Raw genomic sequence first — 12,262 nt, forward strand, 5'->3', positions numbered from 1 at the left:
CTCTGCCGTACTTAGCCGGCTCTATGTACCGATAGTCTGAATTTGCGACAGCTTGACGCTGCCCATGCCGCCCGCCACGTTCAGCAGCATTTCGCCGCCGGTCTTGCTCAGGGTCACGCTCGTTACCGTCGCGGGCAGCGAAGTGGCCAGGGCCACGGAGTCGCCCTTGTCGTTCTTGGTGGTGGCGTTGAAGGTGTAGGTGCCCGCCGGGGCAACCTCGCCCTTGTCGTTCTTGCCATCCCAGATGAAGTTCTGGGTGCCGGCGCTCTGGGCACCCATGTCGATGGTGCGCACCACGTTGCCGTCTTTGTCGGTGATCTTGACGGAGACGTTGCCCACCGCCGAGGTCACCGCCACCGAACCGGTCATGCTCTTGCTCGTATCAACCATGGCCTTGTCGGTCTGGATGATGATCGAGCGCCCGACCAGCGACGAGGCCTGCAACGCCTGCGACGAGCTGAAGTTGGTGGAGATCGCATTCACCGAGTCGTTCAGGGTGTTGATGCCTTCCAGGCTGCTGAACTGCGCCAGTTGCGCCACGAACGCGCCGTTGTCTTGCGGCGACAGCGGGTTCTGGTTTTTCAGCTGGGTTACCAGCAGTTGCAGGAACGCATCCTTGCCCAACGCCTGCTTGCCCGTCGCCTTATTGGCGGCGTCGCTGACGCTGCTGTTGTCCTGGGCGTTCTTGACCTTGGAGTTGAACAGGTCCTGGACCGGCGTGTTGTTTGATGTATCAACGATGGCCATTATTTGGCGCCCCTTATCACTGACCCAGGGTCAGGACCTTCTGCATCATGGTTTTGGCGGTGTTCATCATTTCCGCATTGGTCTGGAACGAGCGGCTGGCGGAAATCATGTCAGCCATTTCCTCGACCACGTTGACGTTGGGGTAGTAGACATAACCCTTTTCGTTCGCGGCGGGATGGTTGGGTTCGTAGCGCGCTTCAAGGTTGCTCTGATCTTCAACCACACCGAGTACCTGCACGCCGGAGCCGGCGGCACCCTGGTCCTGGAACAGCGAATCACTGCCGCCGTTCTGGCCAGCCTGGAACATGGTGGCGAACACCGGGTGACGGGCGCGGTAGGTCTGGTCAATGCTCGAAGACACGGTCTCGGCGTTGGCGATGTTACTGGCGACGGTGTTCAAACGCGTGGTCTGCGCGCTCATGCCACTGCCGGCAATATTGAAAACACTGGACAGGGACATGGCTTACTCTCCACGCAGGGCTGACATCAGCCCTTTGAATTTGCTGTTGAGCAGGGTAAAGCTGGCTTGGAAGTTCACCGAGTTCTCGGCGTAGGCCGATTGCTCCAACTGGGCGTCGACGGTGTTCTGGTCGATCGACGGCTGCATCGGCGTGCGATACAGCAACGACTCGTCGCCATTGCTCAAGCCTTGCGCTTCGATATGACGGCTGTTGGTCATGTTCAAGGCGAAGGTGCCGTTCTTGGTCTTGTCTTGCTGTGCGGCGAGCACGGCGGAGAAGTCCAGGTCCCGAGCCTTGTAGTTCGGGGTGTCGGCGTTGGCAATGTTGTTGGCCAGGACTTCGGCACGCTGGGCGCGGAAGCCCAGGGCTTGTTCGTGGATACCGAGCGCTTTATCGAAGCTGATGCTCATGGCGGAAACCTTCAAGGGCTGACCTGCTTTTCGTTACCAGGGTTATAGCAAGGTGCATGCCAATCTGACGAAGGCCCGTAGATCAAGGGTTCTGGAGGAGGTTGCCAGCGGCAATGCCAGAAAAGCGGCAAGCGGTTTCCGCGTGGCGCCAGTAAAGCGGCAATGAGGGTTGCCGCTTTACTTCGGTTTGCCGCAAAACAAATGTGGGAGGGGTCTTGCCCCGATGGCAGCGGTTCAGTTGATACATCAATCACTGACACACCGGCATCGGGGGCAAGCCCCCTCCCACATTTTTGACCGCGTCAGCCTTACTTGGCCTGGTAGATGATCCCCGGGCTGCACTGCACCATCTGGAAATGGTCCGGCAGACCGTTCAGCGCCTCAGAAGCGCCAAGGAACAGATAACCACCGCGCTTGAGCGTGCCGTGGATGCGCAACAGGATGTCTTTCTTCACTTCGGCCGAGAAGTAGATCAGCACGTTGCGGCAGAACACCATGTCGAACTTGCCCAGGCTTGCATAGCTGTCTAGCAGGTTGAAGGAGCGGAACTCCACACGGTTCTTGATCGGCGCCTTGACCGCCCAGCGTCCCGCCCCTTTCGGGTCGAAGTAACGCTGCAGGCGTTCCTGGGACAAACCACGCCCCAGGGCCAGGCTGTCGTACTCGCCGGTCTTGCAGTTGGTGAGCATGGTGCCGGACAGGTCGGTGGCCACGATTTGCGCCCCGGCCTTCAACTGGCCCATGTTGGTCCGCTCGAACTCATCGATGGACATCGAAATAGAGTACGGCTCCTGCCCCGAGGAACAGGCGGCCGACCAGATGCGCAGGCGCTGGCCCGGGCTGGCCTTGATGGCCTCCGGCAGCACTTTGCTCTTGAGCACTTCAAACGGGTAGGTATCGCGAAACCACAGGGTTTCGTTGGTGGTCATGGCATCGACCACCATCTCCTTGAGCCCGCTGCGCGGCTGGCCCTGGATGCGCTGGACCAGCTCACCCAACGACTTGATACCCTGCTGCTCCATCAGTTTGTTGAGACGGCTGGATACCAGGTACTGCTTGTTTTCACCGAGCAATATGCCACAGGCTTTTTCCAGGAAGACCCGGAACTGTTCAAAATCCAAATTACCTGTAGACACTGATACCGCCTCTAAAATCGTATGACCGCCAAGGGAAACACCTTAGCTGTGATCTGCTGCCTTGATCCGGTCGACAACCCGGGATGCCAGGTCATCAGGACGGAATTTGGCCAAAAAGTCATCGGCACCGACCTTCTTGACCATCGCCTGGTTGAATACACCCGACAACGAAGTATGCAGGATGATATGCAATTTTTGCATGCGTGGATCGTTGCGGATCTCGGCCGTGAGGGTATAGCCGTCCATTTCCGGCATCTCGATGTCGGAGATCATCATCAAGAATTCTTCCTCCGGCTTCTTGCCGTCGTCCACCAGCTTGCGCAGGTAGTCCAACGCCTGGCGACCATCATTGAGGGCGACCACTTCAACCCCGACGGTTTGCAGGCAACGGGTCACCTGCTTGCGCGCCACGGACGAGTCGTCCACCGTAAGCACGCGCAGTGAGACTGCCTTGTGCGCGGTTTCGGCGTCCACCACACCCACGGAGATCGACTCAGAAGTAGGCGCCACTTCGGCGAGGATTTTCTCGACGTCGATGATTTCCACCAGCTGGTTGTCGACCCGCGTCACCGCCGTAAGGTAGTGATCGCGACCGGTGCCCTTGGGTGGCGGATGGATCTCTTCCCAGTTCATGTTGACGATGCGCTCCACCGAGCGCACCAGGAAACCCTGGGTCTTGGTGTTGTACTCGGTAATGATCACGAACGGGTTTTCGCGGTCCTGCAGCCCGGCGGAACCGGTGGCCAGGGCCAGATCAAGAATCGGGATCGTCGCGCCACGTATGTTGGCAACGCCACACACCACCGGGCTGGACTTGGGCATGATCGTCAGCTTGGGGCATTGAAGCACTTCCCGCACCTTGAACACGTTGATGCCATACAACTGCTTGCCGTCCAGGCGAAAAAGCAACAACTCCAGGCGATTCTGCCCCACCAGCTGTGTGCGCTGGTTTACTGAATCCATTACTCCTGCCATGCCTTGACTCCCACGCTAAAACCTTCGGCCATACCTATAAGGGCAGTGACGCGCACCCAACACTAAACGGCACGAGCTTTGCTATTTATTGGTCATGGATATTAAAACGACAGTTTCCCGACGCCTCCACCTGACACGGTATTGCAGACTGCTCTGCGCGCCGCTGGCACTGCTTGCCTTGGGCCTGGGCGCCACGGCCCGCGCAGATAACGTCACCTTGCCTGATCTACTTATCGGCGTCACCCAGGGCTTTCTTGAGTTCACTGTAGAAGATTATCTGGCGACCACACAGACGCCGGGGCGTTACGAAATCCAGGTCAACCAGTTGGACCCGCGCCTGCGCATGCCAATGTGCGACAAGGAATTGACAGCCACCCTGGAAAGCCCCGCCCAGCCCATCGGGCGTGTAACGGTCAAGGTGCGTTGCGACGGCGCCTCGCCCTGGACGGTGTTCGTGCCCGCTCAGGTCAAATTATTCCGCGATGTGGTGGTGGTTGCCCGTCCACTTAAACGCACGGGGATTATCGGTTTCGAGGACGTGGTGTTGCGCGAGCGCGACATCAGCATGATCAGCCAGGGCTACCTGACCTCCCTCGACCAGGCCGTCGGGCAGAAACTGACCCGACCAGTGGTCACCGATCAGGTCATCACCCTGGTGCATCTGGAGCAGGCCGAGGTGATTCGCAAAGGTGACCAAGTGGTGATTTCCGCCAGCAGTGGCGCGCTGCAGGTCAAAATGCCGGGGGAAGCCTTGTCCAACGGCGGTATGAGCGAACAGATCCGCGTGAAGAATCTCAACTCCAACCGGGTGATCAAGGCGCGGGTCACGGCCCCCGGCCAAGTGGAGGTGGCTTTATAGACCACTGGTATCAGACGCCAGCTTTTCCTACACTGTCGGTTGGATGCCGGCCTGTGCAGTTTATTGTCATTCGAGCCTAAAGTTTGTCCAGATATGGCCGAAAACATGGCAAGCGTCCAAATACCCAGAGGTTTTTTGATCATGGTCATCGATTTCAGCCGTTTGAATAACACCCCGACGACGTCGGCCCCTACGCGCACTGCCGGCACCAAGGACAGCGTAGAAGCCAAGGCTCAGCCAGTGCCCGTCAAGGCAGAACAGGCCAGCGCCAGCCAGAGCGGGGAATCCGTACACCTGAGCAATGAGGCTCAACAGTTGCAGAAGGTCACTGACTCGCTGCGCGATCAACCGGTGGTCAATAAAGCCCGTGTGGCCGAATTGAAACAGGCAATCGCCGATGGCAGCTATAAAGTCGACAGCAACCGTGTAGCCAGCAAGCTGCTTAATTTCGAAGCCGAGCGCTAGGCAAAGGCCTGCGCCGGGCTTTTGGACGCTTAAACCCCAAGGCCAGCCATGCATCACGACGAAACCCTGCTTCAACTGATCATTGATGATCTAGCACCGACGCAATTGCTGCTCGAGCTGCTCAGGGAAGAATCCCTGGCCCTTTACGGCCGGGACATGCCCTTGCTGGAAGAAATTCTGGCGCGCAAGCAATCGCTGATTGTCCTGCTGGAACAGCACGGCAAAAAACGCAGCGAGATCCTCGTCAGCCTGGGCCTGCCGGCCGACCATGATGGGCTCGCGCAGCTGGCCAGCCACTCCTCGGTCGGCGATCAACTACTGGCCCAGAGCAAAGCACTCAACCAATTGCTCACCCAGTGCCAGGAAGCCAACCAGCTCAACGGTCAGTCGATCCAGCTTCAGCAAGCCACGACCGCCAACCAGTTGCGTATACTTCACGGCGGAGAGCCTCCAGCGCTTTACAACGCTCAGGGTTCCACCTCGCGCCTGGTCAAGCCAAGCACCCGCAGCCAAGCCTGACGCCGGTTTACAGCGCGGCCTATCCAAGGCGCGCCACATACTGGCAGAATGCCTGCTCTTGCGTGTAGTCGTATTTTGTCTGGAGATGGAAGAACCGTGTTCAACGCCCTTAATGCGGAAGATGCCCCGCAGCCACCCAAGGTCCTCACCACGCCTCTGGAAATCGCCAGTACCTTGCGCATGCTGCAAGAAAGCCATGACCCGCTGATCATCACCTTCCATGAACGCAGCCAGCGCTTTCAGAGCTACTTGGTAGACGTCAATCGGGACAGCGGCACGTTGGCCCTGGATGAAATGATTCCTCGCGATGGCGAACGCCACCTCGAAAACGGCGAACCCTTCCGTATCGAAGGGTTCCACGACGGCGTGCGTGTCGCATGGGAAAGCAATGGCAACCTGAGCATCAGCGAAAAGGACGGCCACCGCATCTACACCGGTAGCCTGCCCAGCGAAGTGGTCTACCACCAGCGTCGCAATGCCTTTCGCGCGGCCTTGAAACTGGCGCAACTGGTGAACATCGAGCTGGGTGGCGAGAAGCTCAAGGCTCCGGTCAGCGGCAAGCTGCTGGATATTTCCGCCACAGGTTGCAAATTGCGCTTCGAAGGAGACATCTCCGAACGCCTGCAACTGGGCCAGGTCTACGATCGTTTTATCGCCGCCCTGCCCTTCGGCAGCATGACCACATCGGTCGAACTGCGTTACCTGCATTTCGAAGAAAAGATCAACACCACGTTTGCCGGCGTGCGCTTCCACAATATGAGTGGTTTGGTGCAGCGCCAGGTCGAGCGCTTTGTGTACCAACTGCAACGCGAAGCACGGCGTTTCGACAAAGACGACGATTTTTAAACTCAAAGATCGCAGCAAAAAAAACGGGCAGCCCCTGATGGGATCTGCCCGTTTTTGCATTCAGGGGCGCGCCCTGCTCAAGTCGTGAGGATGCTCGTCCGGGCCCGGCGGCTCAGGCGGCCCCTCAAAGAGCGGCTCGTCGACCGGCGTGACCGTTTCCGGCTCGGGTTCCGGCGTGGCGGTTTGCATCTGCTCCTGCACCACCGCCTCGTCCACCCGCGGATCGAGGCAGGCGACCAACGGCGAGCTGGACATGCTGTCGGGCATCGCCACATGGTGCAACGGCGCGTCATCCACCTGATGCAGGTTAGTCACGGCTTTCGGCCGAATTCGCCACACCAGGATCAGCGCACACAGACTGAAAAACGCATACAGCATGTGACTGCCAAACATCTTCATCACCACACCGGCCAGCAACGGCCCGATACTCGCGCCGACACCGTAGGTCACCAGCAGCATGGCGGTGAGCGAGACACGACGGTCGCCTTCCACATGATCGTTGGAGAACGCCACCGCCAGCGGGTACAAACAGAATTGCACCAGGGAACACAAGAAGCCCGCCACGAACAGCACTTCAAGTGGCACTTTGGTCAGTATCGCCAGCGGTAGCGCCGCCACCGCCAGGCACAGGGCAAAGCAACGAATCAGCAGCGCGCGATCATAGCGGTCCGACAACCAGCCCAACGGCCACTGCACCAACAGGCCGGCAAAAATGCAGCTCCCCATGAACAGACCCACCTGCTCGGTAGTCAGGCCCTGCTGGGAGGCATAAAGCGGCGCCAGGCCGTAGAACGAGCCCACGATTACCCCCGCGCCCAGCACGGTACTCAACGACTGCGGCACGCGCTTTATGAAGAAGCGTGGCTCCATCGGCGCCGGATGCAGGGGCGCCGGGTGAATACGGCGAGTCATGGCCACCGGCACCAGGCACAGCGCGAAGCACAGCGCGACCAGCATCAGCAATTCGAGGCCGAGCTGAGGGTGCATGACCAGGATCAACTGGCCGAGCACCAGCCCCAGGTAGGACGCGATCATATAGCCGCTGAACACCACGCCGCGCTGCTTGGCGTCGGCCTGTTCATTGAGCCAGCTCTCGATGACCATGTATTGGCACATCATCCCCAGGCCCACGATGATCCGCAGCACGATCCAGGCTGGCAGCCAGTCGACCAGGCCATGGCCCAGCACCGCCGCGCCGACAATACCGGCGCAGGTTGCATAAGCACGTATATGCCCGACCCGGGCGATCAGGCGGTGGCCGATCTTGCCGCCCAGCACCAGGCCGAAATAGTTGGCCGCCATCAGCGCACCGACCCACAGGCTGTCCACCTGGTCGGCCGCCAGGCGCAAGGCCAGGTAGGTACTGAGCAGGCCGGAGCCGATCAGCATCATCAAGGAGGCGAAATAAAGGGCTCGAAAAGATTTCCAGATCTGGCGCATCGGCGTTCCGAGCGGCTCCTTGCAGTGAGAGACAGGGCTATCGGCATGATAGTCCGGGGTGGTCGGGTCCGGACAGGCGGTATGCGCTGTTTCCGGGGGATTATTTGCTACAAGACTCAGACGCAGTCCGGCTGCTCGTGGGATACACGAATCGCTATAAATACACGATGCCAGTGGTGTGAACCTAGAACCCTGGCAAGGTTCGACCCATCTTCGGAAAACGCCCACAAAAAAGCCCCGCCAGACGAATCTGTACGAGGCCTCGAATCTGGTGTCCCAGGGCCGGTTCGAACGGCCAACCTTCCCCTTAGGAGGGGGATGCTCTATCCAATTGAGCTACTGGGACAAATGACAGGCGCCGCGCCTGGCAAGCGGCGACGGACGGCGTGCATGTTAACGGCCAGGTTAGGTTTTGTCATGTCGTCCGTAGGCTTTTTGAGTGTAGGCCGATACTTGCCGGGTGGACCGTGCCTTGACCCCGTCGATACAGGCGCAAGAACCGTATCGTGCAAAATGCACTCTCGCGAAATGCCATCATTGCAAATTGCAACCTGACAGCCTTTCAAATCAGACTTAAGCCTATGATTTTATTGAAATAATAGATTGGCATGACACCTGCAATACTTCTCCTACAAACCCTAACTAACCACGGCGTTAAGCGGAGAACATAATCATGAACAGTGCCCTTCTGTTAGCCCTCAACACCGTAGCCCTGGCGGCACTGCTCATGTTCCATTTTCAATCGAGCGACAGTCACGACCCCGCGCAGATCACCCAGGCCGTCCCTCATCACTTGCAACAACGTCCGCAACTGGCAGTGATGGCACCGAACGTGCAATCGCCAATACGTCTGACCCAGGACACCCAAGTGGCGCCTGCAGCTGAACACTGGGTATTCTGAGGAAGCCCCTGATGACCAAATATGCCTGGCTATTCCTTTGCCTGACCGTTGTCACAGCGGTTCTAGGCTTGGGTGAAGAATCTCAAGACGGCACCACCACCGCTTTCATCGCCTGTGGTGTATTCGCCACTCTCTTGTTGCTGACGCTCATCGTGGGTCGTCGTATCAAATTCGACCCCGTCCTGCGCTGATCCCCCCGCGCCCGACCTTATGTCGCTTGGTCCTCGCATATCGGCAAATTGCCACTAGTCTTAAAGCTAAGGGCAAAGGGCCACTTTGCTATAGGATGTGCGGCCTGAAACCCTGTGGTGGCCCGGGCTTGTGGGAAGTTCCCTCGCGAATTCACACGGTGAAAAATTTTCCAACCAGTCCGCAAAAATGTAAATGAGTGCTGGCATAAAGCCTTTAGGCAGTTCAATATTTGTCACAGAATTGACGCCAAGGAACTGTCAAATCTGAGGCATGATGCGGCCTCTTTGCAATTCAGGTTGAACTTTGGTCGTGAGCCTTGTCTTAACACTCATCTTGCGGCCAATTCCAAAAACCGCTCCCCTGAACTAACCGGTTAAATATATGCGCCCATTGAAACAGGCAATTTATTCCAGCCGTACGGCTGACAAGTTCGTCGTACGTCTGCCAGACGGAATGCGGGAACGCATTGCCGAGGTGGCTCGCAATCATCACCGCAGCATGAACTCCGAAATCATCGCTCGCCTGGAACAAAGCCTCATTCAGGAAGGTGCGCTGGGCGACGAGTTGAGCATGCGCCTGGACAGCCCAGAGCTGTCGTTGCACGAACGCGAACTGCTGCAGCGTTTTCGTCAACTCTCCCACCGCCAGCAAAATGCTCTCGTCTCGCTTATCGCGCACGACGTTGAGGCGGCCGCAGAAGCCAATTGATCCGCAACTGAAAGCCGAAGCCAGCCAAGTGCTGGCTTTTTTTTGCCTGGGATTTGGGAAGATAATGCAAAGCGGGGGCAGATTTGCCCCCCGCAGAATGGAGTCAGAGCAGGAAAATCGTTGCCAAGCCCAGGAAGATGAAGAAACCGCCGCTGTCGGTCATGGCCGTGATCATCACGCTGGCACCCATGGCAGGGTCGCGCCCAAGGCGAGCCAGGGTCATCGGGATCAATACCCCCATCAACGCCGCCAGTAAGAGGTTGAGGGTCATCGCAGCCGTCATCACCACACCGAGCGACCAACTGCCATACAGCAAGTAAGCCACCACACCGATCACCCCACCCCACACCAGCCCATTGATCAGACCCACCGCCAACTCTTTGCGCAGCAGGCGAGACGAGTTGGCCGTACTGACCTGATCCAGCGCCATGGCGCGCACAATCATGGTAATCGTCTGGTTACCCGAGTTTCCGCCGATCCCGGCCACAATCGGCATCAGCGCTGCAAGCGCCACCAACTTCTCGATCGACCCTTCGAACAAGCCAATAACCCGCGACGCGATAAAGGCTGTGATCAGGTTAATGGCCAACCACGCCCAACGGTTATGCAGCGAGCGCCAAACCGAGGCAAAGATGTCTTCCTCTTCACGCAAACCCGCCATGTTGAGGACTTCGGTCTCGCTTTCTTCACGAATCAAGTCGACGATTTCATCGATGGTCAGACGACCGATCAGCTTGCCGTTCTTGTCGACGACCGGCGCCGAGATCAGGTCATAGCGCTCGAATGCCTGGGCTGCGTCATAGGCATCCTCGTCCGGATGAAAGCTCACGGTATCACTGGCCATCAGGTCGGCAACTTTCTTCTCCGGATCATTCACCAGCAGGCGCTTGATCGGCAGCACACCCTTGAGAATGCCTTCGTAATCCACCACGAACAATTTGTCGGTGTGACCTGGCAGCTCTTTGAGTCGGCGCAGGTAACGCAGGACCACTTCCAGGCTGACGTCTTCGCGGATGGTGACCATCTCGAAGTCCATCAGGGCGCCGACCTGGTCCTCGTCATAGGAAAGCGCGGAGCGCACACGCTCACGCTGCTGAGTATCCAACGCTTCCATGAGCTCATGGACAACATCACGAGGCAGCTCAGGGGCAAGGTCAGCCAGTTCGTCGGCGTCCATCTCCTTGGCTGCAGCCAGGAGCTCATGATCGTCCATGTCGGCGATCAGGGTTTCACGAACCGAGTCGGATACTTCGAGGAGGATGTCGCCGTCGCGGTCGGCCTTGACCAACTGCCATAGGGTCAGTCGATCATCCAGCGGCAAGGCTTCGAGAATATAGGCGACGTCGGCGGAGTGCAGGTCGTCAAGCTTGCGCTGCAACTCGACGAGGTTTTGCCGGTGAACCAGGTTTTCAACCAGGTTGTTATTCGGGCCATCCTGGCGGTGCGTAAGGTCTTCGACCACGCGCTGGCGCTGCAGTAGCTCGATGACTTGAGCCAGGCGATCCTGCAGGCTTTCTTGTGTTTTCTTTACTTCTACTTCGGTCATAGGCGAACTCCACTCCCAGCAGCGGGGCACGCCGGAAGGATCAATCAGTCAATTCATGATTGGTAAAACGGGGTACTGAGTAACTACTGGGTAAGTCCATGGAGGTATTCCACAAGCCCCGGCGGGGCTGACGGGCGCAATGATACACCGCCCGGCCACTTTAAACGTCAAAAAACTGGAAAGAACAAGCGCTTGCGAGCCAAAGCTGAGCAAAGGCCGCATCTATGAACTGCGACGACGCAGCGGATGAGGAAAACACATGAAGGCGAGGGAAAAAGAAGAAATCCTACACAAACCCCAGACGGCAAAAAGCCCGCACTAGGCGGGCTTTTTGTTTGTATGGTGCACTCGACAGGATTCGAACCTGTGACCGCTCGGTTCGTAGCCGAGTACTCTATCCAGCTGAGCTACGAGTGCAGATTGTGTTTTTAGACCAGATCACAACTGGCTGTAACCGAATCACCTGCATTCCTGCAACTGACTCTTAAATGGTGCACTCGACAGGATTCGAACCTGTGACCGCTCGGTTCGTAGCCGAGTACTCTATCCAGCTGAGCTACGAGTGCATTTGTTGCCGCGCATTATAGGCCGTTCAATCTCTATGTAAAGCTATTTTTTCGAGTAATTTCAACAACTTACCGAAAAAACCAGATTGCAACGTACTAAGCAAATAATGGCGGAGAACGGGGGATTCGAACCCCCGACACCCTTTTGAGGTGTACTCCCTTAGCAGGGGAGCGCCTTCGGCCACTCGGCCAGCTCTCCGCAACACGGGGCGTATATTAACCACGTTCATCCCCGTTTGCAAACATAAAAAACGATAAAAATTAAAGGCTTGGTTCTTCGTCCTTCTCTTTCTTGATCCGCAGGTAAATTTCCTCGCGGTGCACCGCTACCTCTTTCGGAGCGTTAACCCCGATACGTACTTGATTGCCTTTGACGCCGAGCACGGTCACGGTGATTTCGCCATCACCGATAATCAGGCTTTCTGCGCAACGACGAGTCAGAATCAGCATACCTTTCTCCTCACGCATTTCAGTTCAGGAACAACAGTCTG

15 protein-coding genes and 4 tRNA genes are annotated in these 12,262 nt (G+C 57.6%); 7 read left to right on the forward strand and 12 right to left on the reverse strand.

All coding sequences use genetic code 11. From position 1 onward, the window contains the following. Positions 1-21 precede the first annotated feature (21 nt). From flgD to K5K89_RS22375, 5 genes are all read right to left on the reverse strand, one after another. A complete protein-coding gene (gene flgD, locus K5K89_RS22355; RefSeq protein ID WP_222540288.1) occupies positions 22-747 on the reverse strand; it encodes a flagellar hook assembly protein FlgD in 726 nt (241 codons plus the stop codon). 16 nt (positions 748-763) lie between these two features. Then, positions 764-1,207, reverse strand: a complete 444-nt coding sequence (gene flgC / locus K5K89_RS22360; protein ID WP_058427493.1) for a flagellar basal body rod protein FlgC — start codon at positions 1,205-1,207, stop codon at positions 764-766. A 3-nt stretch (positions 1,208-1,210) separates the two neighbouring features. Next, entirely contained in the window at positions 1,211-1,618 is a 408-nt protein-coding gene (flgB, locus tag K5K89_RS22365) for a flagellar basal body rod protein FlgB (protein ID WP_010208346.1), read from the reverse strand. Positions 1,619-1,926: 308 nt separating this feature from the next. Beyond that, positions 1,927-2,754, reverse strand: coding sequence for a protein-glutamate O-methyltransferase CheR (gene cheR / locus K5K89_RS22370; protein WP_027607785.1), 828 nt, complete (start codon positions 2,752-2,754; stop codon positions 1,927-1,929). Positions 2,755-2,796: 42 nt separating this feature from the next. Continuing rightward, the gene (locus K5K89_RS22375) at positions 2,797-3,729 is read right to left on the reverse strand and encodes a chemotaxis protein CheV (RefSeq protein WP_071490521.1); all 933 of its coding nucleotides are present in this window, start codon (positions 3,727-3,729) and stop codon (positions 2,797-2,799) included. 94 nt (positions 3,730-3,823) lie between these two features. On the opposite strand from K5K89_RS22375, the gene flgA reads away from it, so the two are divergent. From flgA to K5K89_RS22395, 4 genes are all read left to right on the forward strand, one after another. Beyond that, positions 3,824-4,588, forward strand: a complete 765-nt coding sequence (gene flgA / locus K5K89_RS22380) for a flagellar basal body P-ring formation chaperone FlgA (RefSeq protein WP_058427495.1) — start codon at positions 3,824-3,826, stop codon at positions 4,586-4,588. A gap of 141 nt (positions 4,589-4,729) precedes the next feature. Further along, complete coding sequence (gene flgM / locus K5K89_RS22385; protein WP_071490522.1) at positions 4,730-5,053, forward strand: flagellar biosynthesis anti-sigma factor FlgM; 324 nt, start codon at positions 4,730-4,732, stop codon at positions 5,051-5,053. Positions 5,054-5,101: 48 nt separating this feature from the next. Further along, positions 5,102-5,572 carry a flagella synthesis protein FlgN gene (locus K5K89_RS22390; RefSeq protein ID WP_071490523.1) on the forward strand — a complete coding sequence of 157 codons (471 nt, stop codon included), beginning with the start codon at positions 5,102-5,104 and terminating at the stop codon, positions 5,570-5,572. Between the two features lie 96 nt (positions 5,573-5,668). After that, the gene (locus K5K89_RS22395) at positions 5,669-6,418 is read left to right on the forward strand and encodes a flagellar brake protein (protein WP_071490524.1); all 750 of its coding nucleotides are present in this window, start codon (positions 5,669-5,671) and stop codon (positions 6,416-6,418) included. A 60-nt stretch (positions 6,419-6,478) separates the two neighbouring features. On the opposite strand, the gene K5K89_RS22400 is transcribed toward K5K89_RS22395, so the two are convergent. Then, positions 6,479-7,858, reverse strand: a complete 1,380-nt coding sequence (locus K5K89_RS22400) for an MFS transporter (RefSeq protein WP_071490525.1) — start codon at positions 7,856-7,858, stop codon at positions 6,479-6,481. 269 nt (positions 7,859-8,127) lie between these two features. Next, positions 8,128-8,204 (reverse strand) — tRNA-Arg (locus tag K5K89_RS22405). Between the two features lie 327 nt (positions 8,205-8,531). On the opposite strand from K5K89_RS22405, the gene K5K89_RS22410 reads away from it, so the two are divergent. The 3 genes from K5K89_RS22410 (at position 8,532) to K5K89_RS22420 (ending at position 9,659) form a co-directional block, all read left to right on the forward strand. Continuing rightward, a complete protein-coding gene (locus K5K89_RS22410; protein WP_071490540.1) occupies positions 8,532-8,759 on the forward strand; it encodes a hypothetical protein in 228 nt (75 codons plus the stop codon). An 11-nt stretch (positions 8,760-8,770) separates the two neighbouring features. Then, the gene (locus tag K5K89_RS22415; RefSeq protein ID WP_071490541.1) at positions 8,771-8,950 is read left to right on the forward strand and encodes a PA3371 family protein; all 180 of its coding nucleotides are present in this window, start codon (positions 8,771-8,773) and stop codon (positions 8,948-8,950) included. Positions 8,951-9,332: 382 nt separating this feature from the next. Then, a complete protein-coding gene (locus K5K89_RS22420; protein WP_003175643.1) occupies positions 9,333-9,659 on the forward strand; it encodes an Arc family DNA-binding protein in 327 nt (108 codons plus the stop codon). Between the two features lie 103 nt (positions 9,660-9,762). Here K5K89_RS22420 and mgtE read toward each other — a convergent pair whose 3' ends face one another. From mgtE to csrA, 5 genes are all read right to left on the reverse strand, one after another. Next, on the reverse strand, positions 9,763-11,205 hold the full coding sequence (gene mgtE / locus K5K89_RS22425) for a magnesium transporter (protein ID WP_071490542.1): 1,443 nt from the start codon (positions 11,203-11,205) through the stop codon (positions 9,763-9,765). A 340-nt stretch (positions 11,206-11,545) separates the two neighbouring features. Next, positions 11,546-11,622 (reverse strand) — tRNA-Arg (locus K5K89_RS22430). 72 nt (positions 11,623-11,694) lie between these two features. Beyond that, positions 11,695-11,771: transfer RNA gene (locus K5K89_RS22435), tRNA-Arg, on the reverse strand. A gap of 108 nt (positions 11,772-11,879) precedes the next feature. Next, positions 11,880-11,970: transfer RNA gene (locus tag K5K89_RS22440), tRNA-Ser, on the reverse strand. Positions 11,971-12,032: 62 nt separating this feature from the next. Further along, on the reverse strand, positions 12,033-12,221 hold the full coding sequence (csrA, locus tag K5K89_RS22445; RefSeq protein WP_003175645.1) for a carbon storage regulator CsrA: 189 nt from the start codon (positions 12,219-12,221) through the stop codon (positions 12,033-12,035). Positions 12,222-12,262: the final 41 nt, after the last annotated feature.

The sequence above is a fragment of the Pseudomonas sp. DR208 genome, from assembly GCF_019823005.1.
Taxonomy (GTDB): domain Bacteria; phylum Pseudomonadota; class Gammaproteobacteria; order Pseudomonadales; family Pseudomonadaceae; genus Aquipseudomonas; species Aquipseudomonas extremorientalis.